This is a genomic window from Bacillus cereus group sp. BfR-BA-01383, from assembly GCF_022663495.1.
Lineage (GTDB): Bacteria > Bacillota > Bacilli > Bacillales > Bacillaceae_G > Bacillus_A > Bacillus_A cereus_AU.
In genome coordinates, this window is sequence record NZ_JAKUFP010000013.1 from 70,832 (window position 1) to 97,096 (window position 26,265).

A 26,265-nucleotide genomic window follows, 5' to 3' on the forward strand; every position below is an offset into this window, starting at 1 on the left:
GGTTTTTTCTTTTCTAAAAGGTTCTTTTACGATAGAAGCGAATAGTTTGAGAAAGGAGGGATTGTATGGAAGTCGTCATAAAAAAGAAGCGAACTAGGGGGAAAAGAATTTTTATTTGGTCTAGTAGTATCGTTATTTTATTAGTTATCTGTGCTGCAATTTTTTTGAATATATATACGCTGGGATCTATGCCAAAGATAGATGGAACGATAAAGCTAGAGGATTTACAACATGCTGTTACGGTGAAGCGTGATAGTAAAGGGGTACCGCATATTAAAGCGGAAAATGCACATGATTTATATTTTTCACAAGGATATGTACAAGCGCAAGATCGTTTGTTTCAAATGGATTTAAGTAGAAGACAAGCTTCTGGAATGTTAAGCGAAGTTGTTGGGGAAGCAGCTGTTGATCGAGATAAGTTATTTCGAACGCTCGGTTTACGGAGAGCAGCAGAAGCGTCTGTTAGTCAATATGATGGGGAAGCGAAATTTGCTTTGCAGTCATTTGCTGATGGGGTGAACGCTTTTATACGTGAGGCGAAAGCGGAAAAGAAATTGCCGGTCGAGTTTACTATATTAGGCTATGAACCTGCTGAATGGTCAATTGTGGATTCTTTAACGATTGGGAAGTATATGGCGTTTGATTTAGGGGGACATTGGCACGGACAGGCGTTTCGATATTGGGCGCTGAAAAACCTTCCGAAAGAGCAAGCAAATGAGCTATTTCCAACATATCCGAAAGATGCTCCTAGATTGCTAGCTGAACTGCAAAATACAAATGTGAATGTAGCGCAAAGTTTTTCAAAAACAATCATTCCACCTGAGTTTAACGGGAGTAATAACTGGGTTATAAGCGGTGAGAAGAGTGCGTCAGGTAAGCCGATTTTAGCGGATGATCCCCATCTTTCTCTTGCGACACCTTCCATTTGGTATCAAACGAAACTAGAAATGAAAGATTTACATGTGAGCGGCGTTATTTTCGCTGGAGTGCCAGGAGTTATATTAGGCCACAACGACAAAATAGCATGGGGTGTTACGAATACAGGTCCTGATGTGCAAGATTTATATATTGAAAAAAGAAACCCTACTAATGAAAATGAATTTCTGTATAACGATAAATGGGAAAAAGCTACTGTTGTTGATGAATCTATTAAAGTAAAAGGCGAAAAAACAATTCCTTATAACGTTACGATTACGAGGCATGGTCCAGTCATTTCAGAGTTTGCGGATAAGGGGAAAGAAAAAACGAAAACTGTATTTGCTTTAAAGTGGACTGCTTTGGAGCCTTCAGCTGAATTAAAGGCTGTTTTAAATATGAATAAAGCAAAAAATTGGAATGAGTTTGAAACAGCACTTCAAGATTTTCATACACCCACTCAAAACTTTGTATTTGCATCAAATGATGGCACAATTGCCTATAAAGCAAATGGAAATATACCAGTGCGAAAAAAAGGTGATGGTAGTTTGCCTGTTCCAGGATGGACAGATGAATATGAATGGGAAGGGTATATACCATTTGATCAGCTACCAAAAGTAATAAATCCGAAAGAAGGGTTTATTTCAACTGCGAATAATAAAATTGTTGATGATAATTATCCGTACCATATTAGTAATACGTGGGCGCAGCCATATAGGCAAATGCGTATTCAGGAGTTTTTGCAAGAGAAGGAAAAGTATACGGTGAAAGATTTACAGAAGTTACAGATGGATCAAAAGAATTTATATGGGAAAGAGTTTACCCCAATATTTTTAAAGGAGTTAAATAAAGCGGATTTAACTGAAGCAGAGAAGGAAGGAATAAAACAATTAACGAAGTGGAACTTTTACGATAGTAAAGATGAAGCGGCACCGTTAATATTCCATTTATTAATGAAGGAAATTTCAAATACGTTATTTTCAAAAGAAATACCGAAAGATGTGATGGAGTTATTTGAAGGAAAGTCACAAGTTGTTGATGAATTGATTCGAAAACAAGTAGCAGGAGAAAATAGCGCTTGGTTTACAAAGTACGGAGGATTCACGAAAGTTGTGCATACATCGTACGAGAATGTAATGAAGAAATTACAGAAGGAATATGGACCCGATGTTGCAGAATGGAAGTGGGGCGATTACCATCAACTTGCTTTTACGCATCCAATTTCGAGATCATCTAGTATGTTAGCATTACTTGCATTTAATCGTGAGAAACCAGTTCCAATTGGCGGAAGTCAAGTTACCGTTCAAGCAGCGAATTATGATGATAACGGTCTTGTAAATCATGGGGCGTCTTGGAGATTCGTTATTGATACGAAAGATATGTCAAACGGTTATCATATAGTAGGACCAGGACAGTCAGGACATTTTAGAAGTGATTGGTATCATGATCAAATAGATGATTGGGTAAATGGCACATATCATACGACTACACTGAATACGGATGGAATAGAGGGGGAAGTGTTAACCTTAAAGCCATGATAATGTTAGAAGAGACTCTTACTATATGTAAGGGTCTCTTTTTGTGATGTGACAAATTTTGACAAAATATTCTGTGGAAGCTTGTTATAATTTCTTTTGGAATATTTTGTTTAAGGGGAAACGGTCGTATAGCATAAGGTTTTACAGCAATAGGGATACATGTATATGTTATACATACGTTCTAAATTCAAGGATTTCATAGGGGGAGAAGTACAAGAATGAACGACATGGAGAAATATCGAGAGAAAATTAAAGTGATTTCTTTTGATAGAGAAAAAAATCAAATGGTAGAAGTGGAAGAGAGTAAAATAACTTTCGATGATGTTGGCGGAATGGAAGATATTAAAAAGAAAATAAATATGGATTTTATTATGCCAATTAAAAATCCAGAGTATTTTCAAGCTTTCGGTAAGAAAGTAGGAGGTAGTTTATTATTTTATGGACCGCCTGGATGTGGTAAGACATTTTTAGCGCGAGCAGTTGCAGGTGAGATAAACGCTAATTTTATTCATTTAGAGCTGCAAGCAATACTCTCAATGTGGTCAGGAGAAGCGGAGAAAAATTTACATGAAGTGTTCGAAGAGGCAAGAAAAACAAAGCCTTGTATTTTATTTATAGATGAATTAGACGCATATGGCGGGAATAGACAGAAGATGGGAGCTCATCATCAAAGAACGTTAGTCAATCAATTGTTAGTGGAGATGGATGGAAGTAACTCTTTTAATGAAGGTGTTTATATAATTGGGGCAACAAATACGCCATGGTATATTGATCCAGCGTTACGCCGACCAGGCCGCTTTAATTCACTTGTTTTTGTAGCACCACCAAGTTATGAGGAAAGACTGACAATATTAGAGCTGAAAACAAAGGATAAACCGAGAATGGAATTGCAGTTAGATTTTGTTTCAAAGTATGCAGAGCATTTTTCAGGGGCGGATTTAACGTATTTAGTGGAAGACGCTATAAATGAAGCTATTCAGCGTTCATTTGAAACGGGACAGTTACAACCGTTATCCAATGAAGATTTGTTAAAAGCGATGAAAAAACGGCAACCGACAACTTTAGATTGGTTTTCCACCGCAAAGAATTATGCAACGTTTAGTGATGTAAATAAAGATTTCGACAAAGTATTAGAGTATATGGAAGAGCATCAATTGAAATAAATGATATAGGAGTGGAGGGAAAGGCATAGATGGAAGAGCAACTTATGAGAATCTTACATTTATTAAAGCTTGACGATGTTGATCGAGCAAAAGAAGAAGCAGAATGGATGATAAAAGAAGATCCAGAAGATGCTACTGGTTATCTTTGTTTAAGTCATGTATATTACCTTGGTTTCCACCAAATTGATGAAGCAAGTAAATATATAGAAGAAGCACTAAGAATAGATCATTTAGAAGAGAATATTTTATCAATAGCATTAGAGATTTTTTATGCACAAGAAAATTTTGTGAGATTAAAAGAGACAGCAGAAATAGGAATAAAAAATTATCCGGAAGAAGGCCGATATTACTTTTATATGGGTGAGGCAAAAATATATATTGAATCGCTAAATAAAGGTATTACTTACTATAACAAAGCAATAGAATTAGAACCTGAAAATGATACGTATGTTGGAAGATATGCTTTTATTCTTTTGAGTTATTTTCCGAAACGAAAAGAAGAGGGTATAAAGGCGGAAAAACATGCTTTAGAGCTGAATCCAGAAAATGTAACAAATCTAGTGTATTTTGCAAATGTAGCAAAAGAAAAAGGGAATTTTAAAAAAGCAAGAATGCTAGCTGAAACTGCAATACGATTAGAGCCGAATCACGAAGGTGCCTACAAAATTTATAGGGATACAATAGGAACGAAAAATAAGTATTGTGCTTTTATGGCAAGTTTTACTTATACATTTTGGAATGCTTTTTATAAGTTTTGTAGAATATTTTCGTTTGCAAGTAGGAGAAGTCTTAAATTGCATTATAGTTTAGTTATTTTAAGTCTTTTAGGTTGGATAATTCTCCCTGTATATTTAACAGGTTGGTATGCGGGTTCTGTGTATATAGTAATTCTTATTATGTATATCATTTCATCTATTATAAATGGACGAATTCATAAAGGGGTAGGATTAGGAACTCCCTTTGATGCTGAATACAATGTGAAAAGAAATAAAATCATTCGAAGTCGTGAAATTTCTAATATGGAGAGTACAGTTGAAAAAGGAGAGACTACTACTATTCCGACTGTGAAACTATCAAAAGAAGAACTGGAAGCACAATTAGAGGGGTTTTGGAGTAAAGGAACTGTGTATGAGGAGCAGCAAGAAGTTGCGGCGGCAGTGAAAGAGCCCGCTTTATCATCAGCTGAACATAAAAAGATTCAATCATATTCAGATATTGAATCACCCAAATATAATAAATGGTATATTTCTTTAATTGTTGTTTTAACGATCTCCTTTATATTTAAAGCTGGGAAATTGTATAACTTAAATAATACAAATGCGGTGAATACGACGCCACAAATTAGCCAAGAAACGAAGAAACAGATTGCAGAGCAACAAGATAAAGCTCTCAAAGATACAAAAGAATCGCTCGATAAGTTGGAAGTAGTATCTGTATTATATGTATTAAGAAAAGGTGATTGGAATGGAAGTTCAATCGAGGGAGCTATAGAGAAAAGTTATGTACCGGTTATGTTAGAAAAAGTAGGACAACCAGTTGCGGAGAAGTTAAAAAAAGCAACTCCTATTAAAATATATAAAGAGGATACAAGAACGTATGTATTACTTCAAAATGAAGAGAGCTCTTTTATAATCGAAATTACAGCAAAAAAGTTAACTCATATTTACGGTGAGAGCTGGAATAACGCGCAAGAAGAGATGCAAAAATATGAAGAGTTACTTGGGAAAATAGACTCACAAGGTGTTGAAGCAAGGGGGATTTAGCATGAGTATTAAAGTAGTAAGGGCAACGGGGATGATGGGGGGAGCAGCGAGAGTCGCTGTAAAGGTAGATAATGAAGTAGTAATGAAACTTGAAAATAATGAAGAATATACGCTTCCTTTTGAGTTAGATGAAGCAAATATAAAAGTTAAACAATTTATTTTTGGGAGTAAAGAAAAGAAAGTAAAGGATGGCGATGTAGTAGAAATTAAGATTAATGGTATCGCCATACTACTCATGATTGTGTCAATGATGGCTGTTTTATTCGGGTCTTCAATTGGCATAAATATTGTTGTTTTTGGTGTTATAGGAGCGTTAGTTACGTTAGCATATGGATTGAATAACTGGTTTAGTTTAGAGGTTAAATAAGTATTGTATCTGTTTTATGGATGCGTTTAATGTTGAATATATAATAACAAAAGATTATAAATTTGAAGAGATGCGCACAACTGTAAAAGTGAGTGAACGTAATGCAGATAAGAAATCTAGCACGGATAAAGAAAAAATGGATGCAGTTGTGAGTATAAAAATTAATTCATATGAAAAATTTGACCCAATTAAGTTACCAGAAGGAATTCAATAATTTCAATTGTGTAAAGATAGGGAAAGGGAGCGGAAATCCGTTCCTTTTTTGTTTTTTTATTACAAAGTTTATTTGCGACGACAGTATATAATCGAGGGGAAAATGTTGTTCAGCAATTGGAACAATTACATAAAGCAACTGGGAAGCCAGTTTACTTTGGTGGATTTAATGTTCCAGCGCGTGAACTTGGACTGCAAAATCCGTGGAACCCAGACGTTTCAAATGTATTTTCAAAAGATGTACAATTAAATGGATGGCGTGCTTACCGAGATGTATTAGAACCGATGCCGTATTTTAAAGGTTTTTCAATTTGGTTTATTGGCTCTAATAATAGTACGCATGCGTATCAAATACAGAGCAAAGAAGCAGAGGAAGTTATTAACAGTTGGTACCGAAAATAAATTTTTGAAAATAGGCAAGTTTTGAAGTATAGTACATATATTTTTAGTGAAAGGCCTTTCACCATCTTATCACCTAGGGGGCAATCATAATGAAATTTTTGTCTTACCTTACAGTAATTTTGGTGATTCTTGGCGGTTTGAATTGGTTATTTGTAGCGTTAGATTACAACGTAGTTGAGAAATGGTTTGGTTCTATGCCGGCGCTTGTGGACACTATTTATTGGCTCTTTGGTCTTTCTGCTATTTACCAAATTTTTGATCGGTTCTTTACGAACGATTAGCTATTATTCTTTTATTACTAGAGTGTTAAGTACGATTATGTACTTAACACTTTTTTGTATGTTTGTAAAAAAGTGTTTACACGTGCGAGCGATTCCATTGCGTCTTGCGCCGTAATAATAGAAAAGAAATTGACCGTATATTGCATTGTGAGGTATAATTCAGAAAGTTTAAAAATTCATAAAAATGAGAAATAGGGAGGTCATCCGGGTGATGGAGAGAGTGTATAATTTTTCTGCAGGACCATCAATACTCCCTTTGCCAGTTTTAGAGAAAGTGCAAAAGGAGCTTTTAAATTACAAAGGGACAGGCATGTCTATTATGGAAATGAGTCATCGATCTTCTTATTTTCAAAGTATTATCGATGAAGCGAGCAGCTTACTTCGTGAATTAATGAACATTCCTGATGAGTATGAAGTATTATTTTTACAAGGCGGTGCTTCATTACAATTTTCTATGATACCGTTAAATTTAATGAATACGTATAAAAAAGCTGGATACGTACTGACTGGCTCATGGTCTAAAAAGGCGCTGCAAGAGGCAGAAAAAGTAGGGGAAGTACAAGTGATTGCTTCTTCTGAGCAAGAGAAGTTTACTACGATTCCTAAAATGGATGATTTGCAGCATGATGGAAAACTAGATTATGTACATATTACAACGAATAATACGATTGAGGGGACAAAATATGTGGACATTCCACATTTAGAAAGAGTGCCGCTTGTTGCGGATATGTCCTCGAATATTTTATCAGAACGATATGATGTTACGAAGTTTGGTCTTATATATGCGGGAGCGCAAAAGAATTTAGGACCAGCGGGCTTAACGATTGCTATTATAAAAAAAGATTTAATTGGCGGGGCAGACCGTTCTTGTCCGACAATGTTAAACTATGAAACTTACAGTAAAAATAACTCCTTATATAATACACCGCCATCCTTTAGTATTTATGTAACAAAACTTGTACTAGAGTGGTTGAAAGAGCAAGGCGGTGTATCTGCGATTGAAGAACAAAATAGACAGAAATCGTCACTTCTTTATCATTTTTTAGATGAATCTAAATTGTTTACTTCACCAGTTGATCCTACGTATCGATCACTTATGAACATACCGTTTACAACACCGTCAGAAGAGCTTAACAATCAGTTTTTACAAAAAGCGAAGGAACGCGGTTTCGTTACGCTAAAAGGACATCGCTCAGTCGGCGGTATGCGCGCTAGTATTTACAATGCGATGCCAGTGGAAGGTGTAGAGCAATTAGTAAATTATATGAAAGAATTTGAGCTTGAAAATAGATAGGGAGATGGGGATATGTTTCGTGTTCAAACGTTAAATCAAATTGCGGAAAAAGGTTTGCAAGTCCTTGGCGGAGAGCGTTATGAAGTAGGGGATAGCATTGGCCACCCAGACGGTATTTTACTTCGTAGTTATTCTTTGCATCAAGAAGAGTTTTCAAAAGATTTAAAGGCGATTGCAAGAGCTGGTGCTGGTGTAAATAATATTCCTGTAGACCGATGTACAGAAAAGGGAATTGTAGTATTTAACACGCCAGGGGCAAATGCAAATGCAGTAAAGGAACTTATCATCGCAAGTCTTATTATGTCTTCACGTAACATTATTAATGGAGTAAGCTGGACGAAAAATTTAGAGGGTGAGGAAGTACCTCAGCTTGTTGAATCAGGGAAAAAACAATTTGTTGGATCTGAAATTGCCGGGAAGCGTCTAGGGGTTATCGGCCTTGGCGCAATCGGTGCTTTAGTGGCAAATGATGCGTTAGCGTTAGGAATGGACGTTATCGGATACGATCCTTACATTTCAGTTGAAACAGCTTGGCGTCTTTCTACACATGTGCAAAGAGCGTTTAGCCTAGATGAAATTTTTGCAACGTGTGATTATATTACACTGCATATTCCTCTTACGAACCAAACGAAGGGAATTATTGGTGAACACGCTATAGAGACGATGAAAAAAGGAATGCGTCTATTCAATTTCTCTAGAGGAGAACTTGTAGATGAAAAAGCTCTTCAACAAGCGTTAGAAGAAGAGATTATTGCACATTACGTAACTGACTTCCCAAATGAAAATGTCATTAAAATGAAAAATGTAACAGCGACACCTCACCTTGGTGCATCTACGTCTGAATCAGAAGAAAATTGTGCGGTCATGGCAGCTCGTCAATTGCGTGAATATTTAGAGACAGGAAATATTCGTAATTCAGTAAACTATCCAAACGTAGAACTGCCGTATATCGGTAAGAAACGAATTACAATTATGCATCAAAATGTACCGAACATGGTAGGACAAATTTCAGGATGTTTAGCTGAACATCATATTAATATTGCAGATATGATTAATCGTAGTAAACATTCTTGGGCGTACACAATGATTGATATTGATAACGGAATTGATGATATAATTAAAGAGAATGTTGTGGAAAATATAAGGAAAATTTCAGGTGTTGTAGCCGTTCGAATGATTGTGTAAAGGAGAGAGAAACTTGACAAAAATCCGACCGTTTCGGGCCATTCGTCCAGTAGAAGAAAAAGCAGTGCAAGTTGCAGCTTTACCGTATGACGTATTAAATAGTGAAGAAGCAAGAGAAGTTGTAAAAGGAAATCCGTATTCTTTTTTACACGTTGATAAAGCAGAAATCGACTTAGATCCGGCACTTTCACCATACGATGATCGCGTATATGAAAAAGCGGGTGAAAATTTAAAGCAATTTATACAAGAAGAAGTATTCATTCAAGATGAAGAGCCAGCGTTATACATTTATGAGCTGACGATGCAAGGAAGAACGCAGTCAGGTCTTGTCGTTTGTACATCAATTGACGAGTATGAAGATGACACAATAAAAAAACATGAGAGAACGCGTCATGAAAAAGAACTAGATCGTATTCGCCACGTTGATGTGTGTGACGCAAATACGGGTCCTATCTTTTTAACGTACCGTACTAAAGACGAAGTGAAACGTTTAATTGCAAGTTGGAAAGAAGAACATACACCAATTTATAAATTTACAGCAGAAGACGGCGTTGAGCATGTTGCGTGGAAGATTGCAGATGAAGATGTAATTGCAACTTTAGTAAACGCATTTGAAGATATTCCGAACTTGTATATTGCAGATGGGCATCACCGCTCCGCATCAGCTGCAAAAGTTGGACTTATGCGAAGAGAACAATATCCGAATTACACAGGAGAAGAGGAATTTAACTTCTTCTTATCCGTTTTATTCCCTCACGATGAATTATCAATTTGGGACTATAACCGAGTTGTAAAAGATTTGAATGGCTTATCAGAGGAACAGTTTTTAAAGCAAATTGCACAATATTTTTATGTGGAAGAAGCAAATGTTTCTCCGTATAAACCAAATGAACCAAAATCATTTGGCATGTATATAAACGAGAAGTGGTATAAGCTTACTGTGAAAGAGGAAACGTTTGATGCGAACGATCTTGTGAGAGGTTTAGATGTATCTATCTTGCAAGATCATTTATTAAGTCAAGTACTTGAAATACATGATCCGCGTTCCGATTCCCGTATTGATTTTGTCGGCGGAATCCGCGGACTAGAAGAACTAGAACGTCTTGTGAACAGCGGTGCATATAAAGCTGCATTCGCATTATATCCAACGTCAATGGAAGATTTATTAGCAATCGCAGATGCCGGGGAAGTCATGCCGCCAAAATCAACGTGGTTCGAACCGAAACTGCGCAGTGGGTTGTTTGTTCATTCGTTAAAGTAAATAGACTTCGTTAGTTTTGAAAAACCGAACTGATTTTTAGTTTCGGTTTTTCTTATTTAAGAAAGGAACTTGAGGAGGGGTATCAATGAAATTGCAAGTAGGCGAAAAAATCACCTTTGAGCGAACTTTTACAAAAGAAGATGTTGCGTTATTTACAGAGGTGTCTAAGGATGAAGGAGTTCATCATGTTACACCAGATGAACAAGGAAGATTTGTTGTACAAGGTCTGTTAACATCAACGCTGCCTACAAAAATTGGCGGTGATTATAACGTACTAGCCCGCAAGATGGATTTTGAATTTTTACGTCCTGTTTTTAGCGGTGATACGATTCGTTGTGACGTAACAATTGAACAATTTGAACCCGATGAAAAAAATCGTACAAAAATTATTACGACGTTTACATGTATGAATCAACTGGAAAAGGAAGTAATGAAGGGGAGCTTTTCTGGGATTATTCTTTAATTATCAAAGGGACCAAATGAAAAAGATATAATCAATCAGTGGGGGAATGGCCCCCGCTGATTAAAGTTTCATTCCACTCCACTTTCTAAAATATAGAAAGATCCAGTATTACAATCAATTTCTGCTATCGCGCCGTAAGGCAAAATAAATTTCGGTTCGGTATGGCCAAAATTTAAATTATAAAGAATAGGCAAATCTTCTAAGTTATATTCCTTCATAATCTTAAGTATTTCATGTTTATATTCTTCATAATATTTTTCGTCTTTTGGTTTACCAAAAATAATCCCATTTGTTTTTTCCAGAATGCCTTGAGCTGCATAATTTCGCAACCAATACTTTATATAACTTGGTTCTGGATGATCTTCAGATGTTTCAAAGAAGAGAATACTATTCTTCCAATGTTTTTTCTCAGGCCAAAGTTCCGTTCCTTTTACAAATTCGAGCACTTCCATACAACCACCAATTAAACGTCCTTGTACAGTGGTAGAGCCTTGAAGTACCTCATATCCATTGTTCTGCTGCATCGTACGCCTTTGATTTTTATTCGACTCTATCCATTCTAAACGCTCACTCGTCCATTCATTTGCTGATTGAATTTCGCCAATCATCTCATTTGAAAAGAGAGTACGATTTACCATCTCAATCGTATATGGATCCATCTCCACATTTTCAGCAAAATCGGTTAAAATTGCAGGACCGTAAAAAGAGGAAAGGCCTGCTTTATGACAAAACAAATGTGAAACGGTATCGTCAGAGTACCCCATAAAAATTTTTGGGTTTTCACGTATAATTTTAAAATCAATATAAGGAAGTAAACGGATGCTATCTTCTCCACCTATATTCGTAATAATTGCTTTAACGCGCGTATCTTTAAATGCTGTCATTAGATCTTCCGCGCGAGCCCCTGGATTGTTATAAAGGTATTCGCTACCTTTTAAACTATTTGGCATTGGGATAACTTTAAGGCCGAAAACTTCTTCTAATCTCTTTACTCCTTGCTCATAACGCCATCGTAGCTTAGAATCACCTGCTCCTCCCCATGAAGCACTTACTGTCGCCACAATATCTCCTGGCTGTAATCTTTTTGGTTTAATTAACATTTTAATTCCACCCCTGCATAATTTAATTTACTACGACTATATAAAGTGTAGAGTTGAAAAACATGGTATATGACATTAGTTTCTGCATCTTCAGTAAATTCACCTGCTGTAATTCAAGAGTTTAGCACTAGTGTTGAATATAGGAATAATCTACAATGAATTCTTTTATTAAACTTTATATGAAAGTCACAAGTGTAAGAATCGCTTTATATTTGAAAATTACAGTATGCAAGATTGCATGAGAAAAGTGGTTGTTATTTGCAATTTACTCCAAACAACAAATGTATAAACTGAATGTATTATGCAGCACGCATCTAATTATCATGTGAATGACAATTAGATGCGTGCTTTTTTATTTTGTGTTTTTTTAAGAATAAGGGATTTTCGATTAGAATATGATGTTAACACTGGAGTGAATGTGAAAAATACAATATCGAAAGAGGTGTTGAAAGATGGAACAAGATGAGATTTATTTACGAGCTAAAAAAAGGGTAGAGAATTTAAAAGCGTTTTATGTTCATTTAACGGTCTATATACTAGTTAATTTGATGCTTTTTCTAATAAATATAAACTCTGACTCAAGTAAATTATGGTTCTTATATCCACTTGGAGGTTGGGGAATAGGTATCGTTATACACGGTTTGACAACTCTTCCATTAGGGATATTCGGAAAAGAGTGGGAAGAACGAAAGATTAAAGAGTATATGGATAAAGATAAGTAAATCTTTTTCTGGAATTTATGAATGTAAAATACAATGGTAATAATCCTTTAGAACATAGCATGTTTATAAGAAAATTAACTTAAATCCGCTGGTGAGGAATCCATTTTGATCATTCTATTTTCAAAATAATATTGAGGATGGGGGGCTACTTCCGTATAGAAAAATGGGGTACAAAGCAGTAAGGTGTGACGGTCGTGGTAAAGACCTTACAGGGGATTTACATTCATATAAATCGCTTGAATAAAAAAAGATGTGAAGTCTATTTCTATGACTTCGCATCTTTTTTTGTTCAAACTTTGTGTGAGTCAGTTTATGTACAGATTTAGAATAAAGTTTAATTAAAAATTCATATTAAAATAAAAACAAACCACTGTTCGATTTGAGTGTTCCACGATATAATGGTGAGAGTTTATGGCAGAATAAATATTTACATAAGAAGTGAGGTATTGTATGAAGAAAAGAACCACAGACATTATTTTTATTATTATTGGTGCATTCCTTTTTGCATTAGGTGTGAATTTGTTTGTTATCCCGAACGAGTTTGGTGAAGGTGGGGTAACGGGTATCACGATTATTACCTACTATTTATTTGAGTGGTCACCAGGCTTAGTCAACTTAATTCTAAACGCGATTTTGTTAATAGCTGGCTATAAATTTTTGAATAAGATAACAACAATTTATACGATTATTGCTGTAGTTACTAACTCGCTATTTCTTCATTTGACAGAGGGCTGGTACATTACTTCGGATGAAATGCTGGTAAATGCCATTTTTGGCGGAGTATTTATAGGATGCGGTATCGGTCTAATCATTCGTGTTGGCGGAACAACTGCAGGTACTACCATTTTAGCAAGAATGACGCATAAGTACTTAGGCTGGAGCATTAGCTATGGTCTATTGTTCTTCGATTTAATCGTTGCTTTTTCATCTTATTTCATCATTGGTGCAGAAAAGCTGATGCTGACAATTATTATGCTATATGTAGGAACGAAAGTAATGGAATTTGTAATTGAAGGTTTGAATCCGAAAAAGGCTATTACGATTATTTCTGATAACCCGAATGAAATTGCCAAAAAGGTGACTACCTTAATGGACAGAGGGGTTACTGTGTATTCAGGTCATGGCTATTACACGAAAACTCCGAAGGAAATTCTTTATATTGTTATTAATAAGCAAGAAGTAGTGAAGCTAAAGCGGATTGTTCAAACTACGGATCCTACTGCTTTCATCGCCATACACGATGTTCGTGATGTGTTCGGAGAAGGATTTGTTGATATTACTAAGGCTTAATAAGAGTTAGCAATTGTTTTTGATTAAAATAATCTTAATACTAAAATGTGAGAATCTATTTTGAATAATCTTTTTTCAAAATAGATTCTTTTTATTTATCATAAAATATTGGTTTGTAGGGGATTATTTATCAACTCTTATACCAAATAACTGTTTTATAACATTTTGTTTTTCTTTTTCTTGCAAAAAATCTAATTGTTTCTTAATGTAAGGATGTAGAAGGATGAACGAGAGAGGGTTTAATGAAGATGATACATATTTTATTAGCTGATGATGATAAGCATATTAGAGAGTTATTACATTACCATTTACAAAAAGAAGGGTTTAAAGTTTTTGAGGCTGAAGATGGAAAGGTAGCGCAAGGCATTTTAGAGAAGGAAAATATTCATCTTGCGATAGTAGACATTATGATGCCGTTTGTGGATGGCTATACGTTATGTGAAGAAATTCGTAAGTATCATGATATACCTGTTATTTTATTAACTGCAAAAGATCAGTTAGTGGATAAAGAAAAAGGATTCATTTCTGGTACTGACGACTATATTGTAAAGCCATTTGAACCAGCTGAAGTGATTTTCCGTATGAAAGCATTATTGCGCCGTTATCAAATGCTGAGTGCTGATATTATCACGTTGCACGGAACGACAATTGATCGTAAAGGTGTTGAAGTAAAATGTAACGGTCAAACGATTTTGCTTCCATTAAAGGAATTTGAATTATTATCGCAACTTGCTAGTTATCCTGGAAGAACATTTTCAAGAGAAGAATTAATTGAGTTAGTATGGGGAATGGATTTTGAAGGGGACGAGCGAACAGTCGACGTTCATGTGAAGAGACTGAGAGATCGTTTCTCAAAACGAACAGATGATTTTCAAATTACAACAGTGCGCGGACTCGGTTATAAGTTGGAGTTGAAATAAGATGAAATCATTATATTCTAGATTTGTTTTTATGACGGTTGGTATTATGCTACTGAGTAGTATTATCGGCTTTTTATTAACAAATGTGTACTATCAAGTGAAGTTAAAACCATACAATAGTGAAAAGATTTTAAAGTATGCTGAGGAAGTAAAATCATTATATGAAAAGCAAAGTGAAGAGAATAAAGAGGTATATTTACAATCTGTTGCGAAATTGGGGTATGAAATTTATATTGTAGATGACCAAAAGAATGGAAAGCGTATCGGCAATGCATTTCGTAAGACGTCTATTAGCGATGATACCGTTCGTAAAGTATTGGAAGGAGAAACGTTTAATGGTGTTTCCACTTATCCAACGCGTTTCTTTATTACAGGATTTTTCGATAATGAATTAATTAATAGTGTGGGTGTACCGTTAAAACATGGAGATAAACAGTACGCTTTATTCATTCGTCCTGACATTCAACAACAGTTTGGGGAGATGCGAATTTTTCTAGCGGTATTACTCGGTTTCATGGTCGTATTAAGTATCATTTTTATAGCGATTGCAGCAGGTTATATCGTTCGTCCAATTCGAACATTTACGAAAGCGACTCAAAAGATTGCAAGTGGTGAATATGATATTGAATTAGATGAAAATCGAAAAGATGAAATTGGTACGCTAGCAACTAATTTTCAAAAGATGACGAAAAGTATTAAAGAATTAGATCAAATGAGACAAGAGTTCGTTTCTAACGTTTCTCATGAATTTCAATCACCGCTTTCTTCGATACAAGGTTTTTCGAAAACATTACAATCGGAGAATATGAGTGAAGAGGAAAGAAAACGTTACTTGAAAATTATTGAGGGCGAAAGTAAGCGGATGTCTAGTTTATGTAAACAGTTACTTACGCTAGCTTCTTTAGATAAAGAAGAGAAAGTATTACAGATAAAAGAATTCAATTTACAAAAGCAAATTAAAGACGTCATTTTTATGCTCGAATGGAAATGGCGTGAAAAAGATATAGCCGTTGAATTTGATGTGCCAGACATCACTGTAAAAGGTGATGAAAACTTACTTCATCAAGTATGGAGTAATGTTTTTACGAATAGCATTAAGTTTTCAAACGATGGTGGAACGATTGAATTTGTTGTGGAAGAGTTAGAGTCCAGTATTGTAATTTCTATATCAGACAACGGAATCGGCATGGAAAAAGAAGAAATGGTTCGTATTTTTGACCGTTTTTATAAAGTAGATACAGCAAGGGCAAGAAACGTAGAAGGTAGTGGCTTAGGGTTATCGATCGTGCAGAAAATCGTTGAACTGCATCAAGGAACCGTTTCGGTATTTAGTACGAAAGGGGAAGGGACGACTGTTCGGGTTGAGCTTCCGAAATAGATGCAAGGGAAGAGGCTGTTTGGAACGGCCTCTTCTTTTTTGTTCGTTAGTCTATGTGTAAAGTGAAAAAAGTTGTTTGAAAACATGCGATTCATTCTATTCTATAATTGGGTTAGTTTGTGGCATAAGATTAGCAGGAAGTTTATTTCAAAATGTAGAATCCCTACAGAGTTATAAGGGTTTTATCGAAACTGTAACCATTTAGGGAGGAAATTACTTTGAAACGAATTGACTTGTTTTTAAACGCACTAGATTCAACATTCGATAAAGAAAGTTGGTATGCACCGTTTAAACATGCTATAGAGGGACTTACAGCCGAACAGGCTATCTGGAAACCATCTGGAGAGACAACGAATACCATTTGGGAGAATGTTAATCATCTCATTTATTATAAAGAGAGGCTTGCTGCAAACTTGGAGGGCCGTGAATGGACAAATAATCTCGACGGTGGTGAAACCTTCTATCTAACCAATCAATCTAATAGTGATAAGGAATGGAAGAAAGTCGTTGAACGTTCTGAAAATGCTCAACGTAATTTAAGACAGGTGTTGAGTGCAATTTCTGAAAAAGAGCTTGAACAAAATTCACTTGAGGGGAAATTACTGGACATCATGCTTCACGATGCTTATCATACGGGCCAAATTATTCAATTAAGAAAAATGCAGGGGGCATGGCCATCAAATCGTTGATTGAATGTTCTAGTTCATTCCATTGGCGCTATTGTTGAATAAAACTTAGATTTTTAAACGGCTGTATTGTAGTGAAGTAGTTTACATCCAAAATTAAACAAGCATAACTCCGTCCTAAATTTAGAACGGGGTTATGCTTGTTTGAGCTTTTAAAATTAAATAATTTTATCTCTACACATCGGATTAGATAATATTTTCTTTCTACTATAAAGCAGTACCTTTCACCCGTTCTTCCTTAAACCGAACCCCAAAAGTATCCGCTGTAATTTCATCAGCTTTTGGCAATGCTCGTAATTTCGGATGAAGTAGCCATACGAGAGAAATGAATAAGATTCCGATGCTAGCGAGTGCGAAAATGAGCTGGCTACTAAATACATTTGCAGTGTATCCGCCAATTAAAGAACCAAGCGGCATAGCAATTGTACCCATACTTCGCATGACAGAGTTGATGCGTCCAATATATTGATTTGGAATTACAATTTGACTAATTGTCGCAAATAATATGTTGGTCGCACCAATTGGTATCCAAGCTAGGCCGAATAAGAAAATAGATAGCCATTGAAACGGTACAATCGTAGAGAGAAACCAAAAGAAAGCACCAGCCGCAAAGCTAATAATGGAGACATGGCCAACATTACGTTTACCAACCCATGAACTGAATAATGCTCCAATTAAACTGCCGGCTGATATAGCGGCTAAAAAGAAACCATATAATTTCACGCCGCCTAAAGAATCAGCGAAAGAAGGAAGTATCGCCATCGTCATACCGATTGAAAAATTGGCAACAACTGAACCGATTAAGAAGGCACCCATTAATGAACGAAAGACGATTGAAAAACCTTCTTTTAAATCAGAGAAATATTGCTTAGTTGAAAGTGCTGCACCTGTTTCGGTTTGTTTCGGCATTTTTAATGAAAAGAACAAAAGGGCAGTAATCGCGAATGTAAAGGAGTCGATCACATATAAAGTAATTGCGCCAAATAGTGCTACTAATATTCCAGAAAGAGTCGTACAAATTAAATCAATACCTTGATACGCAAATGAGAAGAGGGAGTTTCCTTTTAATAATTGTGTTTTATGCAGTAGAAGTGGTAAAGCTTTCGATTGTGCGGGATAGGCGAATTGTTCGATAAAGGCTACGATGGGCATAATGATGAGTAGTAGTTGAACTGTTAGTAGGTCGAAGTAGTGTGTAATAGGAATGATTAAAATAAGAATGCATTGCAAAACTTGTGTGATTACGAGGGTGTTTTTTATTGACCATCTATCAACGAATGGACCAGTAAGAAATTGAAGTGCAGAAGGTAATAACGTAAGAAAACCAGCTAATCCAGAATAAAAAGGATTACCACTCAGCTTATATACGAGCCACATCGCTGCTACATAATACAAACTATCTCCTATGTTTGTAAAAATTCTCCCTAAAAATAATAAGAGGAAATTACGGTTCTTTAATACGTCCACTTTATCTACTCCTTTATAATAAATTTATTCGGTAAAATAAAATTGACCGTTGTTGTAAAAAAAATCGTATTACGATTTTTTTAAAATGAAACTATATCGACGCAAATCAAGATATATCGAACACAACTTTAATTATATCGACGCAAAATGAAATATATCGACGTTTCGACAGGGGATATCGACTTATCGACAAACACCGACAAGTTTATTCCTCTTCTTTTTTCACAAAGCGTTGCATTGCTCGCTCATCGATTTGTAGTGCAGTAGTAGAAATGTAATATGATTTACTATTTGGATCTTTATCCGCGTCTTTTGTGATCTCGTCTAATTCATACATTAATTCATAAAATTTTTTCACCCACACTTGAAATTGTTCTGGCGTAGCATCAAACTCCCAGCAGGATGAAACGTAATTCCACTCAGCCGGGTCTTCGCTTACTTTTCGTAATGTAAAAGCTTCTTCTGGTGCAGCGAGAATGTGGCTTTTCGTTGTCTCCGTCATTTGTAAAAAGATTTGGCGACCTGATTCGCTTAATAATTCTAAATGAGGTAATAAATCTGCGGCAGGGGTAAAGCCTTTCGCGACAGATTGATAAAATTTTTGAACGATGCCATTTTTTTCTTCTGTATATACGATTTCTATAAAACCATTCTTCTCTAATTCTTTTAAATGATAATGAATTTTCGCCCTTGAAATGCCGAATTTCTCAGATAGTAGTTGCCCTGTATAAGGACGTTCACATAGACGCATCATCATTTCGACTCGTAGTGGATCGCTCATTGCTTTTAGTTGGCTATAAGTAGTTAGTGTGAACATGGGCTTCAAAATGATCAACTCCTTGAATTAAATTACTCGGTCAATATTATTTGACTGAATTGTATCAAGGATTCTATTTGTTTTCAATACTTTCAGAAAATTTAATCTTTATTTTTTGATCTTCTGTTCATATTCCGTTCATATTCCGTTCATATTTCTTTTTTATCATAAGTGCATAGAAAGTAAGAGAAAGGAGCGAGCGAAATGTTTTTAGCTCTGCGTGAATTAAAACAATCAAAATTAAGATACGGATTAATCGGACTTATTATGGTGTTATTATCATTTTTAGTCCTTGTAATTTCAGGATTAGCAAATGGATTATCATATGATAATGCTTCATCGATTCAAAATATGGAGGCAAATAAATTTGTATTAGCGGATGATGCGGAAAATAAATTACTTCGTTCACAAATTAAGCAAGATGATGTAGATAACGTAGTAAATCAAGTAGGCGAGAAAGAGGCCGTTCCGTTTCGTGTGAAAAATTCAACTTATGAAAAGAAAGGTAGTTCGAAAAAAGTTGATGTCGCTATTTTCTCAAGTGAACGCGATTCATTTTTAGAACCGAAAATTGTTGAAGGTGAGAAGTTAGGTACAGCAAACAACGAAATGGTTGCTGATGAATCAATTAAAGAAAAAGGAATCGATATTGGAGATACAATTATTGATCCTGTTTCAAAGAAAGAATTTAAAATCGTTGGATTTACGAAAAATCAAATGTTTAGCCATACACCAGTCGTTTATGTAAATGAAGACGTATGGGGCGCTATTTCACAACCAAACCAAAAAGATTATAGTGCAATTGCACTTAATACAGATAAAGACATTAAAAATGCACATGTTATCGACAAAAAAGAAGTATTACAAAGTATTCCAGGATTTAAAGAAGAACAAGGAACATTAACGATGATTATTGCGTTCTTACTTGTTATCGCTGCGTTACTAATTGGTGTATTCTTCTACGTAATTACATTACAAAAAACACAGCAATTAGGTGTATTAAAAGCAATCGGTACGAAAAATTCTTATTTAGCAAATAGCTTAGTCGTACAGGCGTTATTCTTATCAGTTGTGGCGATGATAATCAGTATTGTTCTTGTACAAGGGTTAGAACAAATTTTACCAGCAGGTATGCCGTTCTTATTAACAACACCGATGATTGCACAATATGCAGCAATCTTTATCGTAATTAGTATTTTAGGAACACTTATTTCGTTATATCAAGTATTAAAAGTTGATGCATTAGAAGCAATTGGAGGCGGGATGTAATGACTTCATTATTAAAATTAGACAAAGTAAGTAAAGTGTACGGAGAAGGGAATACTGAAGTAACAGCCCTTCATTCGATGTCACTTGATGTGAAAGCTGGAGAATTTATCGGAATCGTTGGTCCTTCTGGATCAGGGAAAAGTACGTTATTATCAATCGCGGGTGCTTTACTATCACCGTCAAAAGGGGATATTTACATTCGTGAACAAAATATTACGAAGTTATCAGAAAAGGAAATGACAGACATTCGTTTGAAGAAAATCGGCTTCATTTTCCAATTCGCAAATCTTGTTCCATATTTAAATGTAAAAGAACAATTACTTTACATTGCAAAGCTTAAAAAAGACAACAAACAAGAGTCTGAAAAGCGTGCGGATCACTTATTAGCAGCATTTGGATTAGGAGAAAGAAAAAATCATTATCCAAATCAACTATCTGGTGGGGAAAAACAAAGGGTAGCAATCGCTCGTGCGTTCATGAACAACCCAGATTTAATATTAGCAGATGAACCAACGGCAAGCTTAGACTCAAAACGCGCACGTGAAGTCGTGGAAATGATGAAACGTGAAGTGAAAGAAAGTCAAAAAGCAGCTATTATGATTACACATGATGAAAGAATGCTTGATGTATGTGATCGTATATTGACGCTTAGAGATGGGCAGTTAATCCAAAATTGAACAATGAAAAAGGACCACAGTACATATAAATGCTGTTGTCCTTTTCATTAATAATTTAAGATAGTTATAATAGCATTATTTTGAGAATAACGTTTTAATTTTATTGCGTGTTACTAATAAAAGTCCACCTAGAATAGATAACATTCCTAAAGCCATATTACTTGATTGCTCACTACCAGCGTTAGGAAGTTCTCTAGCATCGTTTTTTGCTGGAACAGTAGTATTGTTATTATCCGCTGTCGTTGGTTTAGGTTGTGATACTTCATTAATTTTGTTATCTACATTTTGCTGCGTTGTATGTAACTCAGCTAAATTGTCATCAATTTTTTTCTCAGTATGTTTAAAATCGTTTATTTTAATGTCTAGGCCTAGCTTTTTCTGTGTTAAATCATCTGAAACAGTTTGTTTCGATTGTTTCATTTCATTTAATTTATTTTCTAAGTCTTGTCTAGCTTTTTGTAACTCAGCTAGTTTGTTTTGTACATCTTGTTTAGCAAGTTCTAAGTTAGATGAAAGGCTATCTAAATTCCCTTTAATTTTCTTCAGTTCTTCTAACGTGTTACCGGTATTCGGCTTGTTTTCTTTAATTTCAGCAAGTTTATCCTCAGCAGTTTGTTTCGCCTTCTTTAACTCAGCTAATGTTTCATCTGCATGTTTTTTAACCTGCTTAAGTTCAGTAACCTTTTGATCGATGTGCTCTTTATGTTGCTTAATTTCATTCACTTTTTCATCGACAGTTTGTTTATGCTCTTTAATCTCGTTAACCTTTGTATCGATATTTTGCTTATGTTCTTTAATTTCAGCGATTTTCTCATCAGCGATTTGTTTGTCTTGCTGAAGTTTTGCATCTAACTCTTGTTTATGTTGTTTTATTTCGCTGATTTTTTCTTCTGCAACTTGTTTATGTTCATGTAGTTCATTCGCCTTTTCATCGACAGTTTGCTTAACTTGGTTAAGTTCATTTAACGTTTGATCCACATGTTCTTTGTGCTGCTGTAGTTTCGCATCTAATTCTTGTTTATGTTGCTTAATTTCAGCTAATCGATCTCCAGTACTTGGCTGAGTAGTAGCATCGTTTACTTCCGCATGGGCCGAGTTTGCACCTGCAATCATTGCTAAAGCTAGTGTTGATGCAGCGATTGTTTGTTTTGTCTTCATATTTTTGTACCTCTTTTCTTTCATATGAGTGAGCTGTTTTGTGTAGACTTGAGCATATAAAAGTAGATTATTTTATCATTATATACCAAGTTCGGCGCCTAGAGGAATTATTTGCATAATAATCTATGATTATGTAATTTCTTATGGGGAGGGGATAACTCTTTAGTAAGATGAACAATTCCTTCTAGGATAATCACTAATCTTTTCATAACGGCCTCCGTTAATATCGTTATAAACAGGAATCTTCCTGCCAGAGAATACACAAATTGTAGGAGCGATAGCAAACTAGAATATTGACAAAAAAACTTATTTATGCTATAATTTACCAATATAAAAATAACGTGTATAATAGGGTTCTCCTGGCCAGGGGAACCCTATTTTTGTTGTGAAAATGAAGGAGAGTGTATGTGCGTGAAACAAGGTGAAGCAAGTGTAACGTCGTTAGTATCAGCTTTTGGAAGGGCGTATCATAGTGAATTTGATAGTCCTAAAATCTTTGATGATTATGTAGCTAAAGATTTAATTTCACAAAAAGAGCGTAACAATATTGAAATGAACATGGTTCAAGGGATACATTTTTTCAATAAGGACATTGCACAGCAGTTTCAAGATGACCCGAAAGAAATATTAAAATGGATTACGCAAGTGCAGTTATCACCAACACCTTTAGCACGTGCGGCATATTGTGAAAAAGTACTACTACATGAAATGACACTAGGAGCAAAACAATACGTCATACTTGGTGCAGGCTTAGACACGTTTAGTTTTAGACACCGAGAATTAGAAAATAAAATAGAAGTATTCGAAGTGGATCATCCTTCTACGCAGCGATTTAAGAAGGAAAGAGTAGAAGAAGCAAAACTTGAAATTCCAAATAACCTTCATTTTGTTTCAATGGATTTTACGAAAGGATTTTCCTATGAACAGTTGCGTAATGAAGGATTTGAAAATAAAAAAACTTTCTTTAGCCTTTTAGGTGTTACGTACTATTTAACGAAAGAGGAGCTTGCTAGTTTAATAGAATGTTTATTCGAGATGGTTCCAGAGGGGAGTTCCATCGTTTTCGATTATCCTGATGAAAACTTATTTACGGAAAAAGGATTATCCAATCGAGTTGAAAACATGGTGAAAATGGCTGCGGTAGGCGGAGAACCGATGAAATCATGTTTTTCTTATAAAGAAATGGAAGCATTGTTAGAGAAGTCGGGCTTACTCATTTATGAGCATTTATCACCAGAGGATATTCATAAATTATATTTTGAAGGACGAAACGATTATTTAGAAGCTTTTGAGACGGTGCATTATGTGCATGCGGTGAAGAGGTAGATAATTAGTATTGTGAATTTTCAGGGGAAACAATTGGAATTTCTTAAGAAAGAAGAGATTTTGTCTTTTTATTGTACACACGAATCAGTTTACTTTAATAGTTAGATTAAGATAAATTATGATATGATTGGTATTGGATTTCTTAATAAGGGGGTTTTTAAATGACGCCAGAACAAATTGTTAGAAAGTTTTTTGAAGAAGTACGTTCAGGGAATAATCCTGATTATTCAAATCAATTAATGGCAGAAAAAGTATTGGCACATCAAATTGTATCTGAAGAAGAACAAACAGTTTGCAGAACACCTGAAGATTATGCTGAACATGTAAGAGAGATGATTGAAGTATATGGTAATTTCTCTTTAGAAATTCAAGAATTTTTAGAACAAGGAAGTAAAGTATATGTACGTTGGAAACAAGTAGGTATGCATGTAGGAGAAATCGATGGATATCAACCTACAGGACTCCCAATAATTCAAATGGCAAGTGCGGTGTATAGAGTAGAAGATGGAAAAATTGCAGAGTATTGGATTCAAATTGATAGGTCAGGAATTCAAAACCAATTAGAGCGCAATAAAAACATTCAATAGTTAACTTTTAAAGCTATAAGTAGGCATGGGGAGAAATCTCTGTGTCTCTTTTTTTAGGGGAAACAAGGAGATTAAATGTAGTGATGGAAAATATAATTATAAATATATTGCTACATATATATGTGAATACTGCTTTGTGGAAGTTGAAGGAAAGGAGAAATAGAAGATGTTGAAATTACAAGGGAAATACAATGAAGCGAAAATATTTACTACTAACGTAGAAGAAACTGCAGCAGGTCAAATTATTGATCTTTGTAATCAAGAGTTTGTAAAGGATAGCAAGATTCGTATTATGCCAGATACACATGCGGGGGCAGGGTGTACGATTGGGACAACGATGACGATTCAAGATAAAATCGTTCCTAATTTAGTCGGGGTTAATTAATCGGCTCAGACTTTAAACTACTCACTCAATTGACTGGGAACCCTAACGATAAAAGGCGAGGGCAATCAGCAGCCAGTGGTTATGGTGACATAATCGAATGGTTCAGAGACTTGTATCAGGTTAGCAGACTGAGATACAGAATTATTCCTCATCCATTTTGAGTTGAAGAGGGATAATTAATACGGTGAGCCTACGGTAGAGACTGCATATCTCGATGACTGTAGAGAAGGTATAGTCCACTCTTTCAGGAAACTGGGAGGTAAGTACGATATTGGTTGTGGCATTGAAGTTGTTGTGATCGACAAAAAGAAAGAGGAAATCAACTTCGATCACTTAGACGAAACAATTCGTAAATTTGTTCCAAGTGGTTTTCGTATTCGAGATAAGGAACATCGATTTTCAAAAATGATTGATTTTGATAGTGTAAGAGCCCCATTTACATTGCAACGTGCTCAAAAGAGTATTGGTACACTTGGTGGAGGAAATCATTTTGTCGAACTGAATGAGGATGATAAAGGGAATGTATACATTGTCATTCATAGTGGTTCTCGTAATTTAGGTAAACAAGTAGCAGAGTATTATCAAAACCTTGCGTATGAGCAACTTATTAATGTTAAATCTATTAAAGAAGAAATCATTGAGCGTTTCACAAGAGAAGGTAGACAACAAGAAATACATGAAGCTATACGAGGGATTAAGAAGCCGACAATTCGGAAAGAATTAGCTTACTTAGAAGGGCAAGGATTTAAAGATTATATGAATGATATGAAAATTGCTCAACAGTATGCGGAGTTAAATCGTAAAGCAATGATGGATGAAATTGTCACTAGAATGGATTGGAAAGTAACAGATCAATTTACTACAATTCATAATTATATTGATTTGGAAAATATGATTCTACGAAAAGGTGCTATTTCAGCTCAAAAAAATGAACGGGTAATCATTCCAATTAATATGAGAGACGGTTCAATTATTGCATTTGGTAAAGGAAATCCAGATTGGAACTTTTCTGGACCACATGGAGCAGGACGTATTATGAGCCGTAAGAAAGCGAAAGAAGTACTGAACTTAGAGGATTTCCAAAATACAATGACAGAGGTTTGGACTACATCTGTTGCAGAAAGCACGTTAGATGAAGCTCCAATGGTATATAAGCCAATGGAAGAAATTGTTGAGAATACAAAGGACACAATCGATATGAAACATATTATTAAGCCGATTTATAATTTTAAAGCGAACTAAAAAGGGAGTAACGTTTATACATCAGTATGTTGCGATTGGAAGGAAGATAGATTATGAAAAATAATGTATATGTTTTTATAGGAGTTTTAGCGGCTATAAGCATTTTTATCCTTTCGATCGTTTTCCTTTATTTCAATCCTTACAGCAATCAAATACTTGATAAGGAAGTATATATCACTGTATTTTTTATTTTGTTGCTTCCTTCTTTTTTAGCAGTAATTGCAGTACTTGTTAGAAAACCTATTTTGATGATTCTTTTTGGAGTTTAGTTATTACCTGGGACGCTGTACCTTAGTATAGCTGCAATACCTACGTTATGGAATTTATATATTATATTTTTAATGATTTATTTTATATCTATCGTTCGGATGAAAAAGAGAAATGCTTGAAGAAAGT

At 35.2% G+C, this 26,265-nt stretch carries 25 protein-coding genes and 2 pseudogenes; 23 read left to right on the plus strand and 4 right to left on the minus strand.

From position 1 onward, the window contains the following. Nucleotides 1-65 precede the first annotated feature (65 nt). The 11 genes and pseudogenes from MR065_RS14510 (at nucleotide 66) to MR065_RS14560 (ending at nucleotide 10,845) form a co-directional block, all read left to right on the plus strand. Complete coding sequence (locus tag MR065_RS14510; RefSeq protein ID WP_242214149.1) at nucleotides 66-2,453, plus strand: penicillin acylase family protein; 2,388 nt, start codon at nucleotides 66-68, stop codon at nucleotides 2,451-2,453. 218 nt (nucleotides 2,454-2,671) lie between these two features. Next, nucleotides 2,672-3,616, plus strand: coding sequence for an ATP-binding protein (locus MR065_RS14515; protein ID WP_242214150.1), 945 nt, complete (start codon nucleotides 2,672-2,674; stop codon nucleotides 3,614-3,616). Between the two features lie 29 nt (nucleotides 3,617-3,645). Continuing rightward, nucleotides 3,646-5,379 (plus strand): tetratricopeptide repeat protein, encoded by a 1,734-nt coding sequence (locus MR065_RS14520; RefSeq protein WP_242214151.1) that lies wholly within the window; start codon nucleotides 3,646-3,648, stop codon nucleotides 5,377-5,379. A 1-nt stretch (nucleotide 5,380) separates the two neighbouring features. Continuing rightward, a complete protein-coding gene (locus MR065_RS14525) occupies nucleotides 5,381-5,746 on the plus strand; it encodes a hypothetical protein (RefSeq protein WP_242214152.1) in 366 nt (121 codons plus the stop codon). Between the two features lie 16 nt (nucleotides 5,747-5,762). Further along, a pseudogene (locus MR065_RS14530) lies at nucleotides 5,763-5,960 on the plus strand (hypothetical protein); the annotation flags it as partial. 62 nt (nucleotides 5,961-6,022) lie between these two features. Next, nucleotides 6,023-6,361: pseudogene (locus MR065_RS14535) on the plus strand (glycoside hydrolase family 113); the annotation flags it as partial. A gap of 89 nt (nucleotides 6,362-6,450) precedes the next feature. Continuing rightward, complete coding sequence (locus tag MR065_RS14540) at nucleotides 6,451-6,642, plus strand: DUF378 domain-containing protein (RefSeq protein WP_000670801.1); 192 nt, start codon at nucleotides 6,451-6,453, stop codon at nucleotides 6,640-6,642. 211 nt (nucleotides 6,643-6,853) lie between these two features. Then, nucleotides 6,854-7,936: a 3-phosphoserine/phosphohydroxythreonine transaminase gene (gene serC, locus MR065_RS14545; RefSeq protein ID WP_242214153.1), complete on the plus strand. Its 1,083-nt coding sequence runs from the start codon at nucleotides 6,854-6,856 to the stop codon at nucleotides 7,934-7,936. Between the two features lie 12 nt (nucleotides 7,937-7,948). Beyond that, complete coding sequence (locus MR065_RS14550) at nucleotides 7,949-9,121, plus strand: 3-phosphoglycerate dehydrogenase family protein (RefSeq protein WP_242214154.1); 1,173 nt, start codon at nucleotides 7,949-7,951, stop codon at nucleotides 9,119-9,121. A gap of 13 nt (nucleotides 9,122-9,134) precedes the next feature. Beyond that, on the plus strand, nucleotides 9,135-10,382 hold the full coding sequence (locus tag MR065_RS14555) for a DUF1015 domain-containing protein (RefSeq protein WP_242214155.1): 1,248 nt from the start codon (nucleotides 9,135-9,137) through the stop codon (nucleotides 10,380-10,382). A gap of 85 nt (nucleotides 10,383-10,467) precedes the next feature. Further along, complete coding sequence (locus MR065_RS14560) at nucleotides 10,468-10,845, plus strand: hotdog family protein (protein WP_098991846.1); 378 nt, start codon at nucleotides 10,468-10,470, stop codon at nucleotides 10,843-10,845. 68 nt (nucleotides 10,846-10,913) lie between these two features. Here MR065_RS14560 and MR065_RS14565 read toward each other — a convergent pair whose 3' ends face one another. After that, nucleotides 10,914-11,945: a S66 family peptidase gene (locus tag MR065_RS14565; RefSeq protein ID WP_242214156.1), complete on the minus strand. Its 1,032-nt coding sequence runs from the start codon at nucleotides 11,943-11,945 to the stop codon at nucleotides 10,914-10,916. A gap of 452 nt (nucleotides 11,946-12,397) precedes the next feature. On the opposite strand from MR065_RS14565, the gene MR065_RS14570 reads away from it, so the two are divergent. From MR065_RS14570 to MR065_RS14590, 5 genes are all read left to right on the plus strand, one after another. Then, entirely contained in the window at nucleotides 12,398-12,667 is a 270-nt protein-coding gene (locus MR065_RS14570) for a 2TM domain-containing protein (RefSeq protein ID WP_242214157.1), read from the plus strand. Between the two features lie 450 nt (nucleotides 12,668-13,117). Next, a complete protein-coding gene (locus MR065_RS14575; protein ID WP_242214158.1) occupies nucleotides 13,118-13,957 on the plus strand; it encodes a YitT family protein in 840 nt (279 codons plus the stop codon). A 242-nt stretch (nucleotides 13,958-14,199) separates the two neighbouring features. Next, nucleotides 14,200-14,877, plus strand: a complete 678-nt coding sequence (locus MR065_RS14580; protein WP_201025605.1) for a response regulator transcription factor — start codon at nucleotides 14,200-14,202, stop codon at nucleotides 14,875-14,877. A gap of 1 nt (nucleotide 14,878) precedes the next feature. Continuing rightward, a complete protein-coding gene (locus tag MR065_RS14585; RefSeq protein ID WP_242214159.1) occupies nucleotides 14,879-16,255 on the plus strand; it encodes a sensor histidine kinase in 1,377 nt (458 codons plus the stop codon). A gap of 218 nt (nucleotides 16,256-16,473) precedes the next feature. Then, a complete protein-coding gene (locus MR065_RS14590) occupies nucleotides 16,474-16,944 on the plus strand; it encodes a DinB family protein (protein WP_098991653.1) in 471 nt (156 codons plus the stop codon). A 204-nt stretch (nucleotides 16,945-17,148) separates the two neighbouring features. Here the strand turns inward: MR065_RS14590 and MR065_RS14595 are convergent, their stop codons facing one another. Next, on the minus strand, nucleotides 17,149-18,408 hold the full coding sequence (locus MR065_RS14595) for an MFS transporter (RefSeq protein ID WP_242214160.1): 1,260 nt from the start codon (nucleotides 18,406-18,408) through the stop codon (nucleotides 17,149-17,151). A gap of 205 nt (nucleotides 18,409-18,613) precedes the next feature. Further along, complete coding sequence (locus MR065_RS14600; protein ID WP_242214161.1) at nucleotides 18,614-19,234, minus strand: ArsR/SmtB family transcription factor; 621 nt, start codon at nucleotides 19,232-19,234, stop codon at nucleotides 18,614-18,616. A gap of 195 nt (nucleotides 19,235-19,429) precedes the next feature. Between MR065_RS14600 and MR065_RS14605 the strand changes: the two genes are divergently transcribed. Both MR065_RS14605 and MR065_RS14610 read left to right on the plus strand, forming a co-directional pair. Further along, on the plus strand, nucleotides 19,430-20,494 hold the full coding sequence (locus MR065_RS14605) for an ABC transporter permease (protein ID WP_002161171.1): 1,065 nt from the start codon (nucleotides 19,430-19,432) through the stop codon (nucleotides 20,492-20,494). Further along, a complete protein-coding gene (locus MR065_RS14610; protein ID WP_242214162.1) occupies nucleotides 20,494-21,171 on the plus strand; it encodes an ABC transporter ATP-binding protein in 678 nt (225 codons plus the stop codon). The genes MR065_RS14605 and MR065_RS14610 overlap by 1 nt, the downstream gene beginning before the upstream one ends. Before the next feature lie 75 nt (nucleotides 21,172-21,246). On the opposite strand, the gene MR065_RS14615 is transcribed toward MR065_RS14610, so the two are convergent. Continuing rightward, nucleotides 21,247-22,329: an LPXTG cell wall anchor domain-containing protein gene (locus MR065_RS14615; protein ID WP_242214163.1), complete on the minus strand. Its 1,083-nt coding sequence runs from the start codon at nucleotides 22,327-22,329 to the stop codon at nucleotides 21,247-21,249. Nucleotides 22,330-22,734: 405 nt separating this feature from the next. On the opposite strand from MR065_RS14615, the gene MR065_RS14620 reads away from it, so the two are divergent. The 5 genes from MR065_RS14620 (at nucleotide 22,735) to MR065_RS14640 (ending at nucleotide 26,138) form a co-directional block, all read left to right on the plus strand. Further along, complete coding sequence (locus MR065_RS14620) at nucleotides 22,735-23,655, plus strand: class I SAM-dependent methyltransferase (RefSeq protein ID WP_242214164.1); 921 nt, start codon at nucleotides 22,735-22,737, stop codon at nucleotides 23,653-23,655. Nucleotides 23,656-23,816: 161 nt separating this feature from the next. Beyond that, nucleotides 23,817-24,242 (plus strand): ester cyclase, encoded by a 426-nt coding sequence (locus tag MR065_RS14625; protein WP_098768967.1) that lies wholly within the window; start codon nucleotides 23,817-23,819, stop codon nucleotides 24,240-24,242. 166 nt (nucleotides 24,243-24,408) lie between these two features. Beyond that, nucleotides 24,409-24,627 (plus strand): RtcB family protein, encoded by a 219-nt coding sequence (locus MR065_RS14630; RefSeq protein ID WP_242214165.1) that lies wholly within the window; start codon nucleotides 24,409-24,411, stop codon nucleotides 24,625-24,627. A 282-nt stretch (nucleotides 24,628-24,909) separates the two neighbouring features. Then, nucleotides 24,910-25,869, plus strand: coding sequence for an RtcB family protein (locus tag MR065_RS14635; RefSeq protein ID WP_242214181.1), 960 nt, complete (start codon nucleotides 24,910-24,912; stop codon nucleotides 25,867-25,869). A gap of 53 nt (nucleotides 25,870-25,922) precedes the next feature. Continuing rightward, nucleotides 25,923-26,138 (plus strand): hypothetical protein, encoded by a 216-nt coding sequence (locus MR065_RS14640; protein ID WP_242214166.1) that lies wholly within the window; start codon nucleotides 25,923-25,925, stop codon nucleotides 26,136-26,138. Nucleotides 26,139-26,265: the final 127 nt, after the last annotated feature.

Coding starts and splice junctions, on each gene's coding strand:
- MR065_RS14510 (WP_242214149.1), top strand. CDS start 66: ATGGAAGTCGTCATAAAAAAGAAGCGAACTAGGGGGAAAAGAATTTTT.
- MR065_RS14515 (WP_242214150.1), top strand. CDS start 2,672: ATGAACGACATGGAGAAATATCGAGAGAAAATTAAAGTGATTTCTTTT.
- MR065_RS14520 (WP_242214151.1), top strand. CDS start 3,646: ATGGAAGAGCAACTTATGAGAATCTTACATTTATTAAAGCTTGACGAT.
- MR065_RS14525 (WP_242214152.1), top strand. CDS start 5,381: ATGAGTATTAAAGTAGTAAGGGCAACGGGGATGATGGGGGGAGCAGCG.
- MR065_RS14540 (WP_000670801.1), top strand. CDS start 6,451: ATGAAATTTTTGTCTTACCTTACAGTAATTTTGGTGATTCTTGGCGGT.
- serC (WP_242214153.1), top strand. CDS start 6,854: ATGGAGAGAGTGTATAATTTTTCTGCAGGACCATCAATACTCCCTTTG.
- MR065_RS14550 (WP_242214154.1), top strand. CDS start 7,949: ATGTTTCGTGTTCAAACGTTAAATCAAATTGCGGAAAAAGGTTTGCAA.
- MR065_RS14560 (WP_098991846.1), top strand. CDS start 10,468: ATGAAATTGCAAGTAGGCGAAAAAATCACCTTTGAGCGAACTTTTACA.
- MR065_RS14565 (WP_242214156.1), bottom strand. CDS start 11,945: ATGTTAATTAAACCAAAAAGATTACAGCCAGGAGATATTGTGGCGACA.
- MR065_RS14570 (WP_242214157.1), top strand. CDS start 12,398: ATGGAACAAGATGAGATTTATTTACGAGCTAAAAAAAGGGTAGAGAAT.
- MR065_RS14575 (WP_242214158.1), top strand. CDS start 13,118: ATGAAGAAAAGAACCACAGACATTATTTTTATTATTATTGGTGCATTC.
- MR065_RS14580 (WP_201025605.1), top strand. CDS start 14,200: ATGAAGATGATACATATTTTATTAGCTGATGATGATAAGCATATTAGA.
- MR065_RS14585 (WP_242214159.1), top strand. CDS start 14,879: ATGAAATCATTATATTCTAGATTTGTTTTTATGACGGTTGGTATTATG.
- MR065_RS14605 (WP_002161171.1), top strand. CDS start 19,430: ATGTTTTTAGCTCTGCGTGAATTAAAACAATCAAAATTAAGATACGGA.
- MR065_RS14610 (WP_242214162.1), top strand. CDS start 20,494: ATGACTTCATTATTAAAATTAGACAAAGTAAGTAAAGTGTACGGAGAA.
- MR065_RS14615 (WP_242214163.1), bottom strand. CDS start 22,329: ATGAAGACAAAACAAACAATCGCTGCATCAACACTAGCTTTAGCAATG.
- MR065_RS14620 (WP_242214164.1), top strand. CDS start 22,735: ATGTGCGTGAAACAAGGTGAAGCAAGTGTAACGTCGTTAGTATCAGCT.
- MR065_RS14625 (WP_098768967.1), top strand. CDS start 23,817: ATGACGCCAGAACAAATTGTTAGAAAGTTTTTTGAAGAAGTACGTTCA.
- MR065_RS14630 (WP_242214165.1), top strand. CDS start 24,409: ATGTTGAAATTACAAGGGAAATACAATGAAGCGAAAATATTTACTACT.
- MR065_RS14640 (WP_242214166.1), top strand. CDS start 25,923: ATGAAAAATAATGTATATGTTTTTATAGGAGTTTTAGCGGCTATAAGC.